Here is a 20080-nt window from a genome sequence, read left to right on the forward strand (position 1 = left end):
GCCATGCCCCTTCAACGCGCCGCCGCATCAACCACCGGCACACCATCCACCCCGCCGCAGCGCACCGGCATGGCCCCTGCCAGTCGGTCGGCGGGTTTGCCGCCACCGGGCACCGGCTGGGCCGCCAGCCAGGCCGATACCGCACTCACCTCGTCGGGCGAAAGCTGGCGCGCAATGTCGGCCATGCAATCGGGTGCCTGCGCGCGGCGCTGGCCGGTTTTCCAGGCGCCCAACTGGCTGTTGAGGTAGTCGCGTGGCAGGCCCAGCAAGCCAGGAATCGACGGATTGAGCCCCGTCATCGCCTGGCCATGGCATTGCACGCAGGCGGGCAACTGGCGCGCCACGTCGCCCTGCTGCACCAACTGGCGTCCGCGCTCCAGCACCTGCGGCCCAGCCTGGGGCGCCGGGGGGGGCGCATAGGGCAGCTGCAGCCCGGCAAAGTGGGTCGCGATCTCGCGCAGATAGTCGTCTGTGAGGTGCTCGATGAGGTAGCCCATCTGCGGATAACTGCGCCGCCCCTCCCGAAAATTGACCAGCTGGTTTAACAGGTAACCCGCCGGCTTGCCCGCGATGCGCGGAAAAAAACCCTCCTGCGTGGCGCGGCCTTCCTCGCCGTGGCAGGTGGTGCAGGCCAGCACCCGCGGCCCCATGGCGCTGTCCACATTGGCAGTGGCCCCAGAAGCAGCCACGGCCGGCATGGCCGCCAGCGCACAGGCGCCCAGGGCAGCAGGCCACAACAACGACAACAGAAAACGCAAGGGGCGGTGCAGGCAATTCGTCATGGGCAGATTTTGGCCGGAACACGATGGACTTGTGCGGGCGTGCGGCTTTGCAAGACCGTTGAATGCACCGCGCTGGCCAAGTTGTCCAAGTTGCCCAAGCGCCCGGCGCCAGTCACTTCATCTTTGACGGCAGCCGAATCGTGTCGCCCGCCACCATGAACGCGCCCCAGCCGCGGTGGTGCAGCGTGCGCGGGTCCTTGCACTCCGGATCGGTCCAGGCCTTGACGACCTCCAGCACAAAGAAGTTGTAGCGGTTGACAAACCGCGTATCGACCACCTTGCACTCCAGGTTGGCATGGCACTCGGCAATCAGCGGCGCGCCCACCAGCGAAGCGGGCGCTGGCGTCAGGCCAAACGCCGTGAACTTGTCCACGCTGCGGCCCGAGCTGTTGCCGCAGTCGACCACTTTTTGCGCCAACTCCAGGGTGGGGATGTTCAACACGCATTCGCGCGTGGCTTTGAGCGCCTTGAAGCTGAAATCGCGGCTGCTGACCACGCAGCCCACCAGCGGTGGCTCGAACTCCATCATGGTGTGCCACGACATCGCCATGGCGTTGATGCGGCCCTTGTGCGCCGTGCTCAGCAGCAGGACCGGACCCGGTTCGAGCAGCCCGTAAACCTTGGACAGAGGAAACGATCGCTTGGCCATGGTGAAACCTCCTGCCGGGTGAGATTGACGGCGGCGCGAGCCGGGCTGGCGGAGAAATCATACGGGTTTGCATTCAACCGGATCACAAGGCGAGGAGCCGAAGACAGTGCTGTCGCACAGCAAGGCGACCCAACGACGGTAGCCGCTTGAAGGCAAAGCCGTATCAGTGCGCCTGCTCGAAATCGATGAACCCGCGCTCCACATTGGTGCTGACCAGTTTCACGCGGATCTTCGCCCCCACGTCCAGGTTGAAATCACCCGACACCAGCAGGCCCTCGGCCGGCGGCGTGAAGATGCGCACCCAGGTGGCGCTTTCGGTGCGACCGGTGACGATGGCGTCAAACTGCTTGCCGATCAGCCCCTGCATGAACAGCGCCGCCTCGGACTTGCGCACGCTGCGCTCCACCTTTTGCGCCGCGTCTTCCTGGTGGGTGCAATGCTCGGCCAATGTGGCCAGCTCGGCCATGCCATAGGGCGCACGCTCGCCCGACAGCAGGGCCTTGACCATGCGCAGGCTGACGAGATCAGGGTAACGGCGGTTGGGCGCGGTGGAATGCGTGTAGTCGCGCACGGCCAGGCCAAAGTGGCCGATGGGCTCGCCCCGGGCATGCTCCACCACATATTCGCCCGAGCCCATCAGCTTGATGATGACCAGCGACAGGTCGGGAAAGCGCAGCGGATCGGCCTTGCGCTGGCGCGCCAGAAAGCCCTCCAGCGCACGCGAATCGGGCTCTTTGGGCAGTGCCTCGCCGTATTTGCTGGCCACTTCCACGATACGCAGCCAGCGCTCGGGCGAGCGCACCACCCGCCGCAAGGCGCTGCCGCCATGCTGCGCCAGAAACTGCGCCGTGCAGGTGTTGGTGGCAATCATGAATTCTTCAATCAGCTGGCGCGCGCGGTTTTGCTCCTGCTGGCGGATGTCCACCACACGGTCGCCGTCGAACACGGCGCGCGGCTGAAAGGTTTCCAGGTCCAGCGAGCCGGCGGCGCGCCGGCGCGCACGCATACGCTGGGCCACCGCGTCCTGGGTGCGCAACTGCTCGTCCATGCCGGGCACAGCGCGGGCGGCCTCGGGCAGGTCGCCTTCGCCTTCGATCCACGCTGCCACCGCGTCGTAGGCCAGCTTGGCGTGGTTGCGCACGCGCGCGCGGTGCACCGTGGAATGGGTGACCACGCCTTCGGCATCCACCACCATTTCGGTCACGATGGCCAGCCGATCCTCGCCCGGGTTCAGCGAGGTGAGGTCGGTGGACAGGCGCTCGGGCAGCATTGAAAACACCCGCGCCGAGGTGTAGACCGATGTGGTGTTGGTGTGCGCGTGCTGGTCGATGGCCGAGTTTTTCTTGACCAGGGCGTCCACATCGGCCACCGCCACAAAAATCTTCACCGCACCGTTGCCCATGGCACCGCATGCCGTCAGTTGATCGAGGTCGAGCGAATCGTCGTTGTCGATCGAGCACCAGGGCAGCGCCGTGAGGTCGCGAATGCGCGGGTCGTCGTCCTGCCCGGCGGCATCGATGGTCTGCAGCTGCTGCAGGGCGCGCGGCGGAAACTCGGGCTCCAGGCCGCGCTCCTTCATGGCGTCAATGGCAATGCGCACCAGGTCGCCGCGGTGAAATGTGTGTTGTTTGTCCATGGCTCCAATGTAAGTTGTTGCCGCAGACCTGTTACCAAAAAACAGCAAACGGGCTGTCAGCGTGGCAGCACGGCGGCAGGTTTCACCGCCATGAACACCACCATGGCCACCACCGACAACGCGGCACCCAGCCCAAAAGCCAGGCCCGGCGCCACCGCCCACAGCGCGCCGGCCATCAGCGATGCGGGCAGATACAAGCTGCCCGTGACAAAGTTATAAACGCCCACGGCCGTGGCCCGGCGCTCGGGCTCCAGATCGGCGATGAAGGCCTTGCTTTGCGACTCTTCGATGGCATAGAACACGCCATACAGGCAAAAGATGCCCACCATTTCCCAGCGGCTGCCTGCCAACACCAGCCACAGGTTCAGGGCCGCATACAGCGCATAGCCCAGCACCACGATGCGGCTGCGCCCTACCCTGTCGCCCAGCCGTCCCACCAGCGGTGCGGCCACCACGCAAACCACGTTGAACAATGCATACAGCAGCACGATGTCGGTCATGCCAAAGCCCACGTCTTGGGCCTTGAGCAAAACAAAACCGAGGCTGAAATACGCCAATGCAAACACCCCCGCCGGCAGCAAAAACCGCTTGAACGGCCTGCTGAGCTGCTGCCAATTCTGGCGCACGCTCTCGCGCGCATGGGGCTGACCGCGCTGGTCGGGGATGCGCGTGAGCACCACCACGGCCACCACTGCCGGCACAAAGGCCACCAGAAACAGCAGGCTGTAAGTGCTGGCCGATTCACCCAGCGATTTGAGCAGCGCATAAGCCACCAGCGGGCCCAGCACGGCGCCCGATTTGTCCAGCGCCTTGTGCACCCCAAAGGCGTAGCCCCGCGATTCTTTGGCGGCAATCGACGATAGCCAGGCATCGCGCGGCGGGCCGCGAAAGCCCTTGCCCAGCCGCTCAACAACGCGAAAGATCGACAACCCCACGATGGACGACGACACCAGCAAGATCAGCTTGGCCAATGTCGAAAATGCATAGCCCGCCGTGGCAAACCACTTGCGCCGGCCGCTGCGGTCCGACAGCCAGCCCGCCAGGTAATTGAGCGACGAGGCCGAAAAATCCGCCAGCCCCTCGATCAGCCCCAGCAGCGCGGTGGATGCTCCCGCCACCGTGGTGAAGAAGACGGCAAACACCGAGAAGATCATCTCGGAGCTCAGGTCGGTGAGAAAACTCACCAGGCCGAGCTTGAGCACATCCGGGTGCAGCTTGGCGCGGCGGGTTCGGGCGTTGGCCTCTGTGGCGGGTGATTCTGCCGGGCGCAGGCTCATGGATTTCTTCCAGGGTCGTCAACACCGCCATTGTGATGCGCACCACGGGCCGCTCCCACCACGCACGGGAACGGCGGATTCGTCATCAGCAGCGCAGAATATTGCTATTATTTTAATAGCTTATAGCGCTTTATAGACAAGGGCTAAAGGCCATTTTTATCATTATTTTTACCAACCAACCAGATAAAAGCCTGTGGCACCATTGCCCCATCACCCCCGGCAACAAAAACGGCAGGCGCCCGGCTTGTCCGTTCAATGCCCACAGCACCCGCTATTGCACAAGGCACCCACCATGACCGCAACGCCCTTCACCAACCCCGCAGCCACCTGGAACCAGCGCTACGCCGCCGAGAACCATCTTTTTGGCCAGGAACCCAACGACTACCTGCGCGCGCAGGCCCACCACCTCGCCCCCGGTGGCCGCGTGCTGTGCGTGGCCGATGGTGACGGGCGCAACAGCGTCTGGCTGGCACGCCAGGGCCTGCAGGTGGATGCCTTTGACATCTCGGACGTGGGCGTAGCCAAGGCCAGGCAACTGGCGGCAAACGCCCAGGTTGCGGTGAACTACAGCGTGGCCGATTGCGACCAGTGGCCCTGGCCCACTGCCACTTATGACGCCGTGGCGGCCATCTTTGTGCAGTTTGCCGACCCCGCCATGCGCGAACGCCTGTTCGCCAATATGGTGGCTGCACTCAAGCCCGGCGGCGTGCTGGTGTTGCAGGGCTACACCCCCAGGCAACTGGAATACAAGACCGGCGGGCCACCCATCCTGTCGCACCTTTACACGCCAGAGATGATCCGGTCCGCCTTCGCGGGCCTGCAGATCATCGAACTGCGCGACTATGAAGCGGTGCTGAACGAGGGAACCCAGCACTGTGGCCAGTCGGCATTGCTCGGGCTGGTGGCGCGCAAGCCATAAGGCACCGCCAAAAGACGCGACGGCCATGCCCACCCCCGAAAGCCAGGCGCCCCCTGCGATACCAGCGCGTCAAGGGCTGAGCGCTGCCGAGGCGGCCCGCCGCCTCGCCACCGAAGGCCCCAACCTGCTGCCGGGCAGCGCGCCCAAGTCCACGCTGGCCATCGTGCGGGACGTGGTTACCGAGCCCATGTTCCTCATGCTGCTGGCCGCTGGCAGCATCTACCTGGCGCTGGGCGACCGGGGCGAGGCGCTGTTCTTGCTGGGCTTTGTGTTTGTGGTCATCGGCATCACGCTGGCGCAAGAACGCAAGACCCAGCGCGCGCTCGAATCCCTGCGCGACCTGTCGGCCCCGCGCGCGCTGGTGATCCGCGACGGCCAGGAACAGCGCATTGCCGGGCGCGAGGTGGTGCGCGGCGATCTGCTCGTGCTGCACGAGGGCGACCGCATTGCCGCCGACGCGCTGCTGATCGACGGCCAGCTCGAAGTGGACGAATCCCTGCTCACCGGCGAAGCCGTGCCCGTGGCCAAACTGCCCTTGGCACAAGACAGCCAGAACGCGCAGGCATCTGCCAGCGCGGGGGCCCCGGCCGCCAACGCCGGGCCGCCCCAAGCCAGGCCAGCCCCCTCGGGGGGCAGCGCAGCACACGAAGTGGCAAGCGTGGGGGCCATCTACGCCAGCACCGTGGTCACGCGCGGCGTGGCGGTGGCGCAGGTGTGCGCCACCGCCGCCCACACGGCCGTGGGGCGCATTGGCGCCGACCTTGCCGCCACGGTAGAGCCGCCTTCTGCGCTGCAGCAGGGCTCGCGCCGACTGGTGCGCAACCTCGGAATTGGCGCTCTGGTGCTGGCCCTGGCCCAGGTACTTCTGGGCTGGTGGTGGAACAGCCGCCCGCTGCTCGAAAGCCTGTTGTCGGGCATTGCGCTGGCCATGGCCATCCTGCCCGAGGAGATTCCGGTCATCCTGACCGTGTTTCTGGCGCTGGGTGCGTGGCGCATTTCGCACCAGAAGGTGCTGACGCGGCGCGTCACCGCTGTTGAGGCGCTGGGCGCCATCACGGTGCTGGCAGTGGACAAAACAGGCACGCTCACCATGAACCGCATGGCCGTGGCCGAGCTGGCCAGCGGCGAGCAGCATTTCCGGCCCGAAAGCGCCAGCGAATTGCCCGAGCACTTTCACCTGCTGGCCGAATTTGCCATGCTGGCCACGCCCGCCGACCCGTTCGACCCCATGGAAAAGGCCATCCAGCATTTTGGCCACCAGTGGCTGCAGGGCACCGAGCATGTGCACGATGGACGCGAGCCCGAGTTTGAATACGCCCTCTCGGGCGAGATTCTGGCCATGACGCGCGTGTTTGCCAGCGACGAGCCCAACGTGCACCTGCTGGCCACCAAGGGCGCGCCCGAGGCCGTGGCCGACCTGTGCCACCTTGACGCCACGCAGCAGAGCGCCATCCGCCGCCAGGTGGAGGCCATGGCCGAGCGCGGCCTGCGCGTGCTGGGCGTGGCGCGCGGCCGCTGGAAAGGCGCAGCCCCGGCACCCGGTCAGAGCCCGCCCTGGCCGCAGAGCCAGCACGACTTCGACTTCGACTTCCTGGGCCTGGTGGCCCTGGCCGACCCGCCGCGCACCGAGGTGCCCGCCGCGCTGGCCGAATGCCGGCGCGCCGGCGTGCGCGTGATCATGATGACCGGCGACCACCCGGCCACGGCCCGCGCCATCGCCCAGCAGGTGGGCCTGTCCGACCGCCCCGAGGTCATCACCGGCACGGAGCTGGAAGCGCTGGACGACGCGGCCCTTGCCGAGCGGCTGCGCCATGTGGACCTGTGCGCGCGCCTCAAGCCCCAGCACAAGCTGCGCCTGGTGCAACTGCTGCGCGCCAGTGGCGAGGTGGTGGCCATGACCGGTGACGGCGTGAACGACGCCCCCGCCCTCAAGGCCGCCGACGTAGGCATTGCCATGGGCGAGCGCGGCACCGACGTGGCGCGCGAGGCCGCCGCGCTGGTGCTGCTGGACGACAGCTTTGCCCGCATCGTGGCTGCCATCCGCCAGGGGCGGCGCATCGACAGCAACATCCGCAAGGCCGTGCGCTTTGTGTTTGCCGTGCATGTGCCCATCATCGGGCTGGCGCTGGTGCCCACGCTGCTGCACTGGCCGGTGCTGCTGCTTCCGGTGCACATCGTGCTGCTGGAGTTGCTGATCGACCCGGCCTGCTCCATCGTCTTCGAAGCCGAGGCCGAAGACAGCGACACCATGGCACGCGCACCGCGCCCGGTCTCCGACTCGCCCTTTGCGGCCGCGCCGTTGCTGTGGTCGGTGCTGCAAGGCCTGGGCCTGGCGGCAGTGCTGCTGGGCGGCCAGGCCTGGCTGGTGCACCAGGGCTGGCACCCCGACCAGGGACGCACCGTGGTGTTTGGCACGCTGGTGCTGTGCGTGCTGTTGCTGATTTTGGCCAACCGGGATCTGTCGCGCCCCGCGCTGCTGGGCGTGACCGACCCGAACCCCTGGCTTTGGCGCATTGCCGCCGCGATGGTGGTGCTGCTGGCTGCGGTGATGGGCATTGCCTGGCTGCGCAATCTGATGGGGCTGGCCTTGCCTGGCGCCCAGGGTGCCGTGGTGGCCGGTTGCCTGCTGGCGCTGTGCCTGGTGTGGCTGGAGCTGGTGCGGCTGGCGGGCCGACACCAGCGCCACACCGCCTCCGGCGCGCGTGGCACGGCCTGATTCGACGCTTCGCTGATTCGCTGATTCGCTACCGCGTTGGCGCGCCATGCGCGCTGCGCACGGGCGGCACAGGATGGTCCAGGTCGGGCTTGCGCCAAGGGTCCACATGGGTCATGAGGTTGAGCACCCGGTGGCGCTGCAGCACGCGCTGGCGCGCCTGCACGGCGATGTCATGGCCCGCCTCGACGGAGAGGGCCGCATTCACCTCCAGATGGGCATCCACAACGATCATGTCGCCCATCTTGCGCGTGCGCATATCGTGCACACCGCTCACGCCCGGCGTCTCCAGCAGGGTCTGGCGGATGGCCTGCACCTCCTGCTCGTCCACCGAGCGGTCCATCAGGTCGTGCAGCGCATCCCAGCCAAACTGCCACCCCATCTTGGCCACCATGAAGCCGACGATCAGCGCGGCGATCGGATCCAGGATGGGGTAGCCGGCCAGGTTGCCGGCAATGCCGATGCCCACCACCAGCGACGAAGCCGCATCCGAGCGCGCATGCCAGGCGTTGGCCACCAGCATGCTCGACTTGACGCGCTTGGCCACGGCCAGCATGTAGCGAAACAGCAGCTCCTTGCCCACCAGCGCGGCACCCGCCACCCACAGGGCGATCACATGCACCTGCGCAATGGCCTCGGGGTTCTCGAGCTTGAGCACCGCCGACCACACCATGCCCACGCCCACGCCCAGCAGCAGCAGGCCTAGCACCAGCGAGGCCGCTGTCTCAAAGCGGTGGTGGCCGTATGGGTGGCCCTCGTCCGCATCTTTTTGGGAGTGGTGGTTGGCAAAAAGCACCACGAAATCAGCCACCAGGTCGGACAGCGAGTGGATGCCGTCGGCTATCAGGCCCTGCGACTTGGCCAGCACCCCCACCACGATCTGGATGGTGGACAACACCAGGTTGACGCCCACGCTCACCCAGGTGCTGCGCGATGCGGCGGCCGAGCGCTGCGCGGGGGAGTGCTCGGAGTCTTCGGAGTCTTCGGAGTCGTCAGAAAAATCGTTGAATTTCATGGTGCGGCGTGTGGGGAGGGCTGAGAGAGCAAGGAAAACCACCTTGGTCATCGCCTGAATGGATGCGCGCGTGTGTGGCGCTGGCGCGTATTTTGCCCGGTGCCTGCTTCCGACTGCGCAAGGGCGCGATCGTCCAGGCGTGTCTTTGATCCGATCACCCGCCGCAAAGCCGCAGCGCATCCAGGCGACACCAGGGCGCAAGCCGCTTGAGGGCCCTCCGTCTCAATGCCGGTGCGTGTGGTGGGCATCGGGCACATGGGCATGGGTGTGCGACTGGGCCCCATGCTGGTGCCAATGGCTGTGGCTGCCCTGAGGCATCGGGGAGTGGGCGTGGTTGTGGTGCCCGTCGTCGTGCCGGTGTGCGTGTTCGTGCTCGGTGGCCTCGTGGTCATGCGGGTGCTCGTGCGTTTCGGCCAGGTGCAACACCACCCCGGCCACCATCAGCAGGCCGCCCACCACCACCAGCCCACCGGCAGTGCGGTCGCCCATGGCAAACGCCAGCACCGCGCCGATGAACGGCGCAAACGCAAACACCGAACCCGTGCGCGCCGCGCCAAACGCGCGTTGCGCCAGCAGGTAACAACGCAGGCTGAGCCCATAGCCCGTGGCCCCCACGGCCACCATGCCCCAGGCCGCCGCCGCAGTGGGCATGGGCTCGCCCAGGCCCCAGGCCAGCACCGCCGTGGCGCTGGCGCCCAGCGCCGCCTTGACCAGCACCACCTGCGCCGGGTCACGCTCGGCCAGGGCGCGCGACAAGGTGTTGTCCGCCCCCCAGGCCATCGTGGCCAGCAAAACAGCCAGCAGACCGGCCAGCTCCACGCCCCCCAGGCGCCCCTGGTCCACCACCAGCGCCACGCCCCCGGCCAGCAGCAACAGCATTGCCGCCCACACCCGCCGGTCCATGGTTTCGTGGTACAGACGCCAGGCCAGCAGCGCGGTGAAAAGCGCCTCCAGCGTCAGCATCAACGATGCGCTGCTGCCACTGGTGCGCTGCAGCCCCCAGGCCAGCGCCACCGGCCCCACCACCGCTCCCAAACCCGCCATGGCCAGCAGGCGGGACGTGTCGGCCCGTCGCAAGCGTGCCTCTTGCTGCACCGGCTTGCGCAACACCGCCCCCATGCCGGCAGCACCGGCATACAGCAACGCCGCCGTGCTGAAAGCGCCCAGGCCAGCGCCCAGGTGCTGCACCAGCGGCGTGCTGACGCCAAACAGCACCGCCGCCAGCAGCGCCAGGGCGCCTCCGCGCAAGGCGGGTCCGTGGAGATGAAACACCAAAATACTCCTGTATTGATAGCTTGTAGCGCTTACTGCATAAGCGCTGGAGCCGCTTTTTGCCTGATTAGCGACTTGTCTCGGATGTGTACCCGCATCCGTTCGGGCCAAGCCTGTCGAAGCCACGGCGCCCCTTGCAAACAGCCCTTCGACAAGCTCAGTGCGAACGGGGTCTGAGACAAGTCGCTGATACCAGGGCCTTTTGTTCAAATTTTGGGGCCAGCGCCCGGCACCATGGCCGCCGCCACCAGCCGCTGCGTGTAGGGGTGCTGCGGCGCATCCAGCACCTGGCCGACGCTGCCGCTCTCCAGCACCTCGCCGTCCTTCATCACCAGCACCTCGTGCGCCATGGCGCGGATCACATCCACATCGTGGGTGATGAGCAGGTAGCTCAGGCCCTTTTCCTTTTGCAGACGCTGCAACAGCGACAGCACCTGCTGCTGGATGGTGACGTCGAGCGCGCTGGTGGGCTCGTCGAGCACCAGCACCTGTGGCTGCACGATGAGCGCCCGCGCAATGGCCAGGCGCTGGCGCTGGCCACCCGAAAATTCGTGCGGATAGCGCGCCAGCAGGCCGGGGTACTGCGCTTCGGTCAGGCCCACCTCATGGAGCGCAGCCGCCACGCGCGTGCGCCGCTCGGCCACGCCCAGTGACGGCTCGTGCACTTTCAGCCCCTCGCCCACGATCTCTTCGACCGTGAGGCGCGGCGAAAGCGACGAAAACGGGTCTTGGAACACCACCTGCACGCGCCGGCGCAGCTGCTGGTTGGCGGGCGTGTTGCGGGTGGCGGGCTGCTGCCAGCCCTGCCCCGCCACGGCCAGTGCGCCCCCAAATGGCAGCAGGCCCAAAATGGCCTGCGCCAGTGTGGACTTGCCCGAGCCCGATTCGCCCACCACGCCCAGCGTGCGGCCGGGCAGCAGCTGCAGCGTGGCACCCTTCACGGCCACGAACTCCCCTTTTTTGAACCAGCCGCGCACGCCGGGCAAGGGCGTGGGGTAAACCACGCGCACGCCCTGGGCCTGCACCACGGGCGCGGTGCCGACGGGCGGCGCGGCCTCGACCACATCGCGCCGGGGCTGGCTGGCAATCAGGCGGCGGGTGTAGTCGTGTTGTGGGGCGCCAAACACATCGGCCACACGGCCCTGCTCCACCAGCACGCCCTGCTCCATCACGGCCACGCGGTCGGCGAATCGGCGCACCAGGTTCAGGTCGTGCGTGATCAGCAGCACGGCCATACCGCTGCTGCGCTGCAGGTCGGAGAGCAAATCGAGAATCTGGCCGCGCAGCGTGACGTCGAGCGCCGTCGTGGGCTCGTCGGCCAGCAGCAGCGCGGGCTCGCTGGCCAGGGCCATGGCGATCATGGCGCGCTGGCGCTGGCCGCCACTGAGCTGGTGCGGAAAGCTGTTGGCGCGGCGCTCGGGCTCGGGAATGCCGGTTTTTGCTAGCAATTCGATAGCTGCTTGCGCTGACTGGACGGTCGTTAGAGCCCTTTTCAACTCCAAAACCTCGGCGATCTGCTGGCCGATGGTCATGAGCGGGTTCAGCGCCGTCATGGGCTCCTGGAACACCATGGCGATCTCGCCACCACGAATTCCGCGCATCTCGCGCTCTGATAAAGAGAGCAGATCACGCCCGCGCAGCATGGCCTGACCGCTGATTTTTGCCTCGCCCGCCAGGCGCAGCAGGCTCAAAGCGGTGATGGTCTTGCCCGAGCCGGATTCGCCCACCAGTGCGAGTTTTTCGCCCTGCGCAATGCTGAAGTTGACGCTGCGCACCACTTCTTTGGCACCAAAGCGCACGGTCAGGTCACGCACCTGCAGCAGAGGCATGCTGGCCACCGAGCCGCCGCCGGGCCGCCCCAAGGCGGCGAGAGCCCCCTTGGGGGGCAGCGAGGACACGCCAGTGCCGAGCGTGGGGGCCATCATTTGTCTGCCTTTCGGGGGTCGAGCGCATCGCGCAGCGCGTCGCCCATGAAGGTCAGCAGCAGCAGCGTAACCACCAGCACGCCAAAGGTGGACAGCGAAATCCACCAGGCGTCGATGCTGTTCTTGCCCTGCGAGAGCAGCTCGCCCAGGCTCGGCGTGCCCGGCGGCACGCCCAGGCCCAGGAAGTCGAGCGATGTCAACGCCAGAATGGCCGCGCTCATGCGGAACGGCAGGAAGGTGACCACTGGCGTCAGGCTGTTGGGCAGGATGTGGCGCCAGATGATCTGCGCATTGCCCACGCCTAAAGCGCGCGCGGCCTTCACGTAGTCGAGCTGGCGGTTGCGCAGGAATTCGGCGCGCACGTAGTCCGACAGGCCCATCCAGCCGAACAGGCTCAGCAGAATCAGCAGCAGCGAAATGCTGGGCGCGAACACCGCGCTGAAGATGATGAGCAGGTACAGCTCGGGCATGGAGCCCCAGATCTCGATGAAGCGCTGAAAGGCCAGATCCGTCTTGCCGCCAAAAAAACCCTGGATGGCCCCCGTGAGCACGCCCAGCACCACGCCCGTCACCGTGAGCGCCAGCGCGAACAGCACACTCACGCGAAAACCGTAGATGAGCTGCGCCAGCAGGTCGCGTCCCCGGTCGTCAGTGCCCAGCCAGTTGTCCCGCGTGGGCGCCGAGGGGTTGGGCGCCTTGGCGAAGTAGTTGAGCGTGTTCGGGCCGTAGGGGTTGAGGGTATAGAGCGCCCAGTTGGCGCCCCCCGTGATGCGCTCGCGGATAAAGGGGTCGAGGTAGTCGGTCGGCGTCTCGAAGTCGCCGCCAAAGGTCTTCTCGGGGTAGTCCTTGAGCATGGGAAAGTAGGTCTGCCCCTCGTAGCGCACGATGAGCGGTCGGTCGTTGCTGACCAGCTCGGCGCACAGGCTGACAAGCACCAGTGCACAAAAAATCAGCAGGCTCCAGTAGCCCAGGCGGTTGCGCTTGAAACGCAGCCAGGCGCGGCGGGAGGGGGAAAGCGATGCGGGCGCAACGCCCGCAGCAACCGGAGATGTGATGGAGCCCATGGCCTGCTGTCTACCCTGCATCGTGCTGCAATAGGGTCTTGCTGTACTGCAGAAACTCATCAAGGTGCTTTTCGATGATGGCGACGGTGATGGGAAGCTGCAGGCTCTGGTAGTCATGCACCGCGATGTTGCGGAACCCCACCATGCGCTGCAGGCCCTCGGCCAGGGCCGGCTCGATTCGACCGGCCCGTGCCAACAGCGCAAACACATCGCGCGCGCTTTGCGGCACCCCCAGCCGGTCACGTCGGATCAGGTGCTGGCCCATGTCCAGAGTGGCCTCGCAGGCGCGCTGGATGTTCAGGATGGCGGCATCCTGGCGGGTGAAGTTGGTGGCAAAAGTGGCCGGTTCGCTGAAATACTCTTCGCGCGCACGTTGCACGCAGCGCTCGATCGTGGCGGCCTTGTTGATCAGCACGTCATCCACCATAGACGGTTCCTCGCTCTCGGATATCGGCCAGCAAACCGGCGCGCGCCGTGTCCAGCGCGGTCTTTTCGCTCAGAATGGCGCTCTCGAACATCGCGGCCTGCGCATCCTGAGCCCACCACCGCTCGCCCTGGGTGACGACCTGGTATTGCATCACCGTGGACGCGGCACGCAAGTCCAGCAGATCCACAGCGCAACCCGCGATGTCGGCCAGTTCACCGGCAAGCTGCCACAGCAGCGTGACGTCGGCATAGCCAGCCACCAGCACAGCCATATCCAGGTCGCTGTCCGGCCCTTCCGTGCCTTGCACGCGGCTGCCAAAGCCATACACCGCCAGCAGGCCCGGCAGCCGGGCCTGCAGTGTGCGCACGGTCCGCTCGATCACATCAGGGTTGACAGACATACGTGTCCCTCCAACAAAGGCGGCAGCATTGGCACTCGCGGCTAGGAGCCTGTCGGACTTGGGGCGTCGAAAGCGAAAATTGGCCCCAGCGAGGACAGTTTTTGCCGGATTTGCGGCCCCATAGCGGGGCTATGGGGCAAAAAGACGGTGAAAAATGGACCGCTGGGGCCAATTTGCAGTCGACGATTCCCAAGTCCGACAGGCTCCTAGGGTTTGATATCAACGGGGACTGTGTCATGCCGAAAAAGGATTGAGCACTGCAATGCCACACCCATCAAAGTCGCGCACATTGCGCGTGACCAGCGTGAGAGCGTGGACTTGGGCTGTGGCGGCGATGAACATGTCGGCCTGGCTGCGCACCTGACCGCGAGCTGCCAGCAGGCCGCGCATCTCGCCGGCGCGGCGCGCGACGGCCTCGGTCACATCGAGAACCGTGATGCGAGCGGCAAGCCCATTGAACAACTCCAGCGCACGCGGTCGAGGCTTGTGCGTCAGGCCGAACAGGATTTCGTCGACCGAAACGGCCGAAACCGCGAAACCTACCGTTTGGTCCAGCGCTTCAACCCACCGCACCACGCCCGCGTGCGGCACAGGTCGCATCAGTTCGCTGATGATGTTGGTGTCTGCAAGATACACAGTTCAGCGCTCCGGCACAGAGTGCGCCTCGTCCCAGTAGTGCGGGTCGTCCACCATGGGGTTGTAGCGGTTGGAGCGCGGTGGAATTTCGATGCCGTCCTCTGCCCCCTCGGAGATTAACGTCGCACGGATGTCGGCAAACAATTCCGCCCACGTTGGCTTGGCGCGGCCCTCACGCCACTGCTTGAATTCCTCGAACTCCTCGGCGGAAATCAACACCGCCACGGGTTTGTCACGGTTGTAAATGGCTTGAGGCTCTTCGGCAGTCAGCCGCACCACTTCGGAGAACTGCTGTTTGGCGCTGGCAATGTTCCAGGTCATGATGGACCTCCAATATGGACATGATGCCCTTTGATTATGTCCATTTTCAGAAATTCCATCAATCAAACTTCACGCGCGGGTCCACCCACACGTAGCACAGGTCGCTGATGAGCTTGGTCACCAGCCCGATCAGCGTGAACAGGTACAACGTGCCCAGCACCACGGGGTAGTCGCGCCGGATCACGCTCTCGTAGCTCAGCAGGCCCAGGCCGTCGAGCGAGAACAGCGTCTCGATGAGCAGCGAGCCCGCGAAGAACGCGCCGATGAACGCCGCCGGAAAGCCCGTGATGATGGGAATGAGCGCGTTGCGGAACACATGCTTCCACAGCACCTGGCGCTCAGACAGCCCCTTGGCGCGCGCCGTCAGCACGTACTGCTTGCGGATTTCTTCGAGAAAGGCATTCTTGGTCAGCATGGCCGTCACGGCGAAGCTACCCAGCACCATGGCGATGATGGGCAGTGTGATGTGCCACAGGTAGTCCACGATGCGCGCGCCCCAACTCAACTCATCCCAGTTGGGGGACGTCAGCCCGCGCAGCGGAAACCACTGCAGCTGCCCGCCAAAGATGACCAGCAGCGCCACACCCAGCACAAAGCCCGGAATGGCATAGCCCACCAGGATGAGCAGCGTGGTCACCAGGTCGAAGCGCGAGCCCGCGCGCACCGCCTTGGCCACGCCCAGCGGCACGGCCACAAGGTAGCTGATGAAAAAGGTCCACAGCCCGAGGCTGATGGACACCGGCAGTTTCTCAACGACAAGCTGCCACACATCCTTGTTTTGAAAAAAGCTCTTGCCCAGGTCGAAGCGCGCGAACTGGCCCAGCATCTGCAAAAAACGCTCGTGCGCAGGCTTGTCGAAGCCGTAGAGCGCCTTGATCTGCTCTAGGCGCTTGGGGTCCACGCCCTGCGCACCCCGGTAGCTCAGCCCCCCGCCCTCGGCGCCCGCGCCCGCGCCCGCACCGGCCTTGGCCTCGGCCATGTACTGCTCGACCGGGCCGCCGGGCACGAACTGGATCACCACGAAAGTCAGCAGCAGCACGCCCAGCAGGGTGGGCAGCATGAGCAGGATGCGCTTGAGGATGTAGGCCAGCATCTATCAACCTCTATGTGTAGTCGCAGGGCGGGCGGGCGCCGCGCCGGGCCGCCCCAAGCAAGGCCGGCCCCCTTGATGGGCAGCGACCGGTGCAACGGTGGAGCTTGGGGGCCACTTCACTTAGCCCACCAGGTGTCGATGACCCAGCCTTCACCACTGGAATATGGAGGCACGGTGGCAGGCTTGGCCAGGCGCCAGGCGTTGTAGGCCATGCGGTGGGTGGCAGCCGCCCACTGGGGCACCAGGTAGTGGCTGTGCGCAATCACGCGCTCCAGCGCATGGCAGGCGGGCAGCAGTTGCGCCTCGGTCTTGGCCGAGGTCATGGCGGTGATGAGTGCATCGACGGCCGGGTTCTTCACACCGGCAAAATTTCCAGAATCCTCGGTGTCCGCGGCTTTGCTGCCAAACAGGTCGGCGAACTCCTGGCCCGGGTTGTGCGTGCCCTGGAAAGCCATGGAAGTGATATCAAAGTCAAACTTCTGCAGGCGCTGCTGGTACAGCGCGAAGTCCACCGAGCGAAAGCGCAGCGTGATGCCCAGCTTTTCGAGGCTGCGCATCCAGGGCGTGATGGTGCGCACGCCGCCCTCGTTGCTGTCCATGTATTCGAGCACCATGGCCTGGCCCTTCGCGTTGCGCAAGGCACCATCGCGCACTTCCCAGCCTGCTTCTTTCAGCAGTTGCTGCGCGCGGCGCAGGTTGGCGCGCAAGGATGCGTCCCCATCGGTGCGCGGCGGCACGGTCATGGGGCCAAAGGCCGCAGCCGGAATGTCTTTGCGAAACGGCTCCATCAGCGCCAGTTCTTCGGGGGATGGCGTGCCGCGTGTCTCGCAGGCCGTGTTGCCAAACAGGCCGTTCACCCGCTGGTAGGCGCCATAAAACAGCTGCCGGTTCATCCACTCGTAGTCGATTGCCAGCCCCAGCGCTTCGCGCACGCGCACATCCTGCAGCAGGGGGCTGCGGGTGTTGAGCACATAGCTTTGAAATCCCGAAGGCAGCTTGTGCGCAAACTCGCCCTTGACCAGTTCGCCGGTTTTGAACTTCTTGCCATTCACCCGCCGCGCCCAGTCGCCCGCGCTGAAAAAACGCATCAGATCGAACTCGCCCGCCTTGAGGGCTTCGAGCCGCGCGGTGGCGTCCTTGTAGATCTTGACGGTGATGCGGTCAAAGTTGGCAGTGCCCTTGCGCACGTTCAGGTCCTTGGCCCAATAGCCCGGGTCGCGCACGTAGGTGATGTCCTTACCAAAGCGCACCGGGCCGATTTTGTAGGGCCCGCTGCCGATGGGGATGTCCATCACCACCTGGTCGAAGGGCTTGGGCTGACCACCCTCCACACCCCAGTCACGGCTGAACACCGGCAGGCCGCCCACAGTGAGCGGCAGCTCGCGGTTGGGCTTGTGAAAGCGGTAGCGCACGGTGCGCTCGTCCAGCACATCCACACCGGCCACATCGATCAGCGTGGTCTTGTAGGCTGGCGATGTGAAAGGGCCCACCAGCGTGTCATAGCTGTGCTTCACGTCCTGCGCCAGCACCGGTTTGCCATGGTGAAAGCGCGCCTCGGGCCGCAGGCGGAAGGTGGCCGAAAGGCCATCAGGCGCCACCTGCACATCCTCGGCCAACAGGCCGTAGCCGGTGGCGGTTTCGTCCATCGAGCCCACCAGCAGTGTGTCAAACATCAGCGATGACAGGTAAGCCGGCGCGTTGCCCTTGATGGTGAACGGGTTGTATTTGTCAAACGTGGACGTGCGCAGGTTGCTCACCAGCCGCAGCTCGCCACCCTTGGGGGCATCGGGGTTCACGTAGTTGAAATGCGCGAACCCGGCCGGGTAACGCGGCGCGCCCCACAGTGCATAAGCATGCGCGGCCCACGCGGGCAAAGCGCACATCCACAGCGAAAAAATCAGCCAAAACCGCATGCGACAATTCTGCACTACGTCGGCGGGGCCTTTGCGCTCACCGCGGGATATTCCCCGCAGCCGGGCTGCCCGCGCCGTTCCATCCCGCACATCACATTCCACAGGAGAACAACCATGGGTTTTCTGACCGGCAAAAAGCTGCTCATCACGGGCGTGCTGTCCAACCGCTCCATCGCCTACGGCATTGCCAGGGCCTGCCACGCACAGGGCGCCGAGCTGGCCTTCAGCTACGTGGGCGAGCGCTTCAAGGACCGCATCACCGACTTTGCCGCCGAGTTCGACTCCCAACTGATTTTTGATTGCGATGTGGGCAGCGACGAGCAGATCGAGCGCATGTTTGCCGACCTGGCCCAGGTGTGGCCCAAGTTTGACGGTTTTGTGCACAGCATCGGCTTCGCGCCGCGCGAGGCGATTGCCGGCAACTTTCTCGACGGCCTGTCGCGCGAGGGCTTCCGCATCGCGCACGACATCAGCGCCTACAGCTTCCCGGCCATGGCCAAGGCCGCCCTGCCCTACCTGAACGACAAATCGTCGTTGATCACGCTGAGCTACCTGGGCGCGCTGCGCTCCATCCCCAACTACAACACCATGGGCCTGGCCAAGGCCAGCCTGGAGGCCAGCGTGCGCTACCTGGCCGAGGCCGTGGGCCGCACCGAAGACGGCCGCAGCATCCGCGCCAACGGCATCAGCGCCGGCCCGATCAAGACGCTGGCGGCCAGCGGCATCAAGGATTTTGGCAAGCTGCTCTCGCGCGTGGCCGACGCCTCGCCCCTGCGCCGCAATGTGACCATTGAAGACGTGGGCAATGTGGCGGCCTTCCTGCTGTCCGACCTGGCCAGCGGCATGACGGCCGAGATCACTTACGTGGACGGCGGCTTCAGCCAGACGGCGGGCCTGTCGGCCGACCAGGTCTGAGCACCGCCGACACCGTTTTATTGATGAAAATTGCCGCTAGTGCTTACCGATAAAGCGCGAGCAGCTACATATTAAATAGCGCCATGCACCGCAGAAGCTGCCTCGCCCTGTTGGCAATTGCTGCATTTCCAGCACTGCCCGCGCTGGCTGCAGACGCCCCGGCACTTCTTCTGGCGCAGGTGTATCGCCCCGGTCTTCCGCTGCAAGATTACTGGGTGAGCGAAAAATACGACGGCGTGCGCGGCTTCTGGGATGGCCGCACACTGCGCACCCGCGGCGGCGAGACGGTGCAGGCCCCCGCCTGGTTTACCGCTGGCTGGCCCGAGGTGCCCATGGACGGAGAGCTGTGGGCCGGGCGCGGGCGCTTCAGCCACGCCCAGTCCACCACACGCCAACAGCAGCCGGGCGACGTGGCCTGGCGCCAGATACGCTTCATGGTGTTTGACCTGCCCGGCGACAAAGGCACGTTCGACCAACGCCTGCCCGCCCTGAACGCCCTCGTTGAAAGCCTGGGCCAGCCCTGGGTGCAGGCCGTGCCGCAACGGCGCGTGGCCAACGACGCGGCGCTCCAAGCGCTGCTGCACCGCACGGTGCGCGCCGGTGGCGAAGGGCTGATGCTGCACCGGGGCGCGTCGCTGTACCGCGCAGGCCGCAGCGACGATCTCATCAAGGTCAAGACGCACGAAGACACCGAGGCACGCGTGGTCGCCCACCTTCCCGGCAAAGGCCGCCATGCGGGACGCCTGGGCGCGCTGCTGGTGGAAACGCCCTCGGGCCAACGCTTCCGGCTGGGCGCAGGTTTCAGCGATGCCGACCGTGAACGCCCGCCGCCCGTGGGCAGCTGGGTGACCTACCGCTTTCGCGGCACCCACGACGGTGGTTTGCCGCGCTTTGCCAGCTTTGTGCGGGAGCGCGAAGACATGCCGGCAAAGTGAGCGCCCGGCGTTCGGCTCGACCCGCCGAACCCTGAGCCACATGACCTACGGCGCAACCTGAACCGGGCATCCCAGCGCTGACATCAGGCCTCGTCCAGGCGGGAAATATCCCTGTTCGCTATAAAATAATGAGCTGCTAGTGCTTATCCAATAAGCGCTAGCAGCCTGTTTGACCACTATTGCGGCAA

Annotated in this window: 18 protein-coding genes; 4 read left to right on the plus strand and 14 right to left on the minus strand. The window is 65.8% G+C overall.

Going from position 1 to position 20080, the window contains the following annotated elements:
* Positions 1–11: 11 nt before the first annotated feature.
* From B7Y64_RS11735 to B7Y64_RS11750, 4 genes are all read right to left on the minus strand, one after another.
* Entirely contained in the window at positions 12–782 is a 771-nt protein-coding gene (locus tag B7Y64_RS11735; protein WP_291324538.1) for a c-type cytochrome, read from the minus strand.
* 112 nt (positions 783–894) lie between these two features.
* Entirely contained in the window at positions 895–1431 is a 537-nt protein-coding gene (locus B7Y64_RS11740; protein ID WP_291324537.1) for a flavin reductase family protein, read from the minus strand.
* A 163-nt stretch (positions 1432–1594) separates the two neighbouring features.
* Positions 1595–3067, minus strand: coding sequence for an RNB domain-containing ribonuclease (locus B7Y64_RS11745; protein WP_291324536.1), 1473 nt, complete (start codon positions 3065–3067; stop codon positions 1595–1597).
* A 56-nt stretch (positions 3068–3123) separates the two neighbouring features.
* Positions 3124–4344, minus strand: a complete 1221-nt coding sequence (locus B7Y64_RS11750) for an MFS transporter (protein WP_291324535.1) — start codon at positions 4342–4344, stop codon at positions 3124–3126.
* A 292-nt stretch (positions 4345–4636) separates the two neighbouring features.
* Here B7Y64_RS11750 and B7Y64_RS11755 point away from each other — a divergent pair, with 292 nt between their 5' ends.
* Positions 4637–5263, plus strand: a complete 627-nt coding sequence (locus tag B7Y64_RS11755; protein ID WP_035241708.1) for a class I SAM-dependent methyltransferase — start codon at positions 4637–4639, stop codon at positions 5261–5263.
* A gap of 25 nt (positions 5264–5288) precedes the next feature.
* Complete coding sequence (locus tag B7Y64_RS11760) at positions 5289–7979, plus strand: cation-translocating P-type ATPase (RefSeq protein WP_291328948.1); 2691 nt, start codon at positions 5289–5291, stop codon at positions 7977–7979.
* Between the two features lie 28 nt (positions 7980–8007).
* Here B7Y64_RS11760 and B7Y64_RS11765 read toward each other — a convergent pair whose 3' ends face one another.
* The 10 genes from B7Y64_RS11765 to B7Y64_RS11810 form a co-directional block, all read right to left on the minus strand.
* Positions 8008–8991 (minus strand): cation diffusion facilitator family transporter, encoded by a 984-nt coding sequence (locus B7Y64_RS11765; RefSeq protein ID WP_291325941.1) that lies wholly within the window; start codon positions 8989–8991, stop codon positions 8008–8010.
* 222 nt (positions 8992–9213) lie between these two features.
* A complete protein-coding gene (locus tag B7Y64_RS11770) occupies positions 9214–10266 on the minus strand; it encodes a DMT family transporter (protein WP_291325943.1) in 1053 nt (350 codons plus the stop codon).
* Positions 10267–10469: 203 nt separating this feature from the next.
* Complete coding sequence (locus B7Y64_RS11775; protein ID WP_291325956.1) at positions 10470–12092, minus strand: ABC transporter ATP-binding protein; 1623 nt, start codon at positions 12090–12092, stop codon at positions 10470–10472.
* A 92-nt stretch (positions 12093–12184) separates the two neighbouring features.
* The gene (locus B7Y64_RS11780) at positions 12185–13252 is read right to left on the minus strand and encodes an ABC transporter permease (protein WP_291325945.1); all 1068 of its coding nucleotides are present in this window, start codon (positions 13250–13252) and stop codon (positions 12185–12187) included.
* Between the two features lie 10 nt (positions 13253–13262).
* Positions 13263–13679, minus strand: a complete 417-nt coding sequence (locus tag B7Y64_RS11785; protein WP_111864294.1) for a DUF86 domain-containing protein — start codon at positions 13677–13679, stop codon at positions 13263–13265.
* Positions 13669–14079, minus strand: coding sequence for a nucleotidyltransferase domain-containing protein (locus B7Y64_RS11790; protein WP_114654454.1), 411 nt, complete (start codon positions 14077–14079; stop codon positions 13669–13671). The genes B7Y64_RS11785 and B7Y64_RS11790 overlap by 11 nt, the downstream gene beginning before the upstream one ends.
* 234 nt (positions 14080–14313) lie before the next feature.
* The gene (locus B7Y64_RS11795; protein WP_291325947.1) at positions 14314–14715 is read right to left on the minus strand and encodes a type II toxin-antitoxin system VapC family toxin; all 402 of its coding nucleotides are present in this window, start codon (positions 14713–14715) and stop codon (positions 14314–14316) included.
* A gap of 3 nt (positions 14716–14718) precedes the next feature.
* Entirely contained in the window at positions 14719–15036 is a 318-nt protein-coding gene (locus B7Y64_RS11800; RefSeq protein WP_024814812.1) for a type II toxin-antitoxin system Phd/YefM family antitoxin, read from the minus strand.
* Positions 15037–15094: 58 nt separating this feature from the next.
* Entirely contained in the window at positions 15095–16129 is a 1035-nt protein-coding gene (locus B7Y64_RS11805; protein ID WP_291325949.1) for an ABC transporter permease subunit, read from the minus strand.
* Between the two features lie 116 nt (positions 16130–16245).
* On the minus strand, positions 16246–18042 hold the full coding sequence (locus B7Y64_RS11810) for an extracellular solute-binding protein (RefSeq protein WP_291325951.1): 1797 nt from the start codon (positions 18040–18042) through the stop codon (positions 16246–16248).
* Between the two features lie 114 nt (positions 18043–18156).
* Between B7Y64_RS11810 and fabI the strand changes: the two genes are divergently transcribed.
* Positions 18157–18957 (plus strand): enoyl-ACP reductase FabI, encoded by an 801-nt coding sequence (gene fabI, locus B7Y64_RS11815; RefSeq protein ID WP_291325953.1) that lies wholly within the window; start codon positions 18157–18159, stop codon positions 18955–18957.
* 83 nt (positions 18958–19040) lie between these two features.
* The gene (locus tag B7Y64_RS11820) at positions 19041–19892 is read left to right on the plus strand and encodes a DNA ligase (protein ID WP_291328950.1); all 852 of its coding nucleotides are present in this window, start codon (positions 19041–19043) and stop codon (positions 19890–19892) included.
* Positions 19893–20080 lie beyond the last annotated feature (188 nt).

The sequence above is a fragment of the Acidovorax sp. 35-64-16 genome, assembly GCF_002281195.1.
In the GTDB taxonomy this organism is placed as follows: Bacteria; Pseudomonadota; Gammaproteobacteria; order Burkholderiales; family Burkholderiaceae_C; genus Acidovorax; species Acidovorax defluvii.

Excerpts from the sequence above, each read along its gene's own strand:
- B7Y64_RS11750 (WP_291324535.1), bottom strand. The coding sequence starts at position 4,344 with ATGAGCCTGCGCCCGGCAGAATCACCCGCCACAGAGGCCAACGCCCGA.
- B7Y64_RS11735 (WP_291324538.1), bottom strand. The coding sequence starts at position 782 with ATGACGAATTGCCTGCACCGCCCCTTGCGTTTTCTGTTGTCGTTGTTG.
- fabI (WP_291325953.1), top strand. The coding sequence starts at position 18,157 with ATGGGTTTTCTGACCGGCAAAAAGCTGCTCATCACGGGCGTGCTGTCC.
- B7Y64_RS11820 (WP_291328950.1), top strand. The coding sequence starts at position 19,041 with ATGCACCGCAGAAGCTGCCTCGCCCTGTTGGCAATTGCTGCATTTCCA.
- B7Y64_RS11800 (WP_024814812.1), bottom strand. The coding sequence starts at position 15,036 with ATGACCTGGAACATTGCCAGCGCCAAACAGCAGTTCTCCGAAGTGGTG.
- B7Y64_RS11775 (WP_291325956.1), bottom strand. The coding sequence starts at position 12,092 with ATGCCTCTGCTGCAGGTGCGTGACCTGACCGTGCGCTTTGGTGCCAAA.
- B7Y64_RS11740 (WP_291324537.1), bottom strand. The coding sequence starts at position 1,431 with ATGGCCAAGCGATCGTTTCCTCTGTCCAAGGTTTACGGGCTGCTCGAA.
- B7Y64_RS11790 (WP_114654454.1), bottom strand. The coding sequence starts at position 14,079 with ATGTCTGTCAACCCTGATGTGATCGAGCGGACCGTGCGCACACTGCAG.
- B7Y64_RS11745 (WP_291324536.1), bottom strand. The coding sequence starts at position 3,067 with ATGGACAAACAACACACATTTCACCGCGGCGACCTGGTGCGCATTGCC.
- B7Y64_RS11765 (WP_291325941.1), bottom strand. The coding sequence starts at position 8,991 with ATGAAATTCAACGATTTTTCTGACGACTCCGAAGACTCCGAAGACTCC.
- B7Y64_RS11755 (WP_035241708.1), top strand. The coding sequence starts at position 4,637 with ATGACCGCAACGCCCTTCACCAACCCCGCAGCCACCTGGAACCAGCGC.
- B7Y64_RS11760 (WP_291328948.1), top strand. The coding sequence starts at position 5,289 with ATGCCCACCCCCGAAAGCCAGGCGCCCCCTGCGATACCAGCGCGTCAA.
- B7Y64_RS11780 (WP_291325945.1), bottom strand. The coding sequence starts at position 13,252 with ATGGGCTCCATCACATCTCCGGTTGCTGCGGGCGTTGCGCCCGCATCG.
- B7Y64_RS11810 (WP_291325951.1), bottom strand. The coding sequence starts at position 18,042 with ATGCGGTTTTGGCTGATTTTTTCGCTGTGGATGTGCGCTTTGCCCGCG.
- B7Y64_RS11785 (WP_111864294.1), bottom strand. The coding sequence starts at position 13,679 with ATGGTGGATGACGTGCTGATCAACAAGGCCGCCACGATCGAGCGCTGC.
- B7Y64_RS11805 (WP_291325949.1), bottom strand. The coding sequence starts at position 16,129 with ATGCTGGCCTACATCCTCAAGCGCATCCTGCTCATGCTGCCCACCCTG.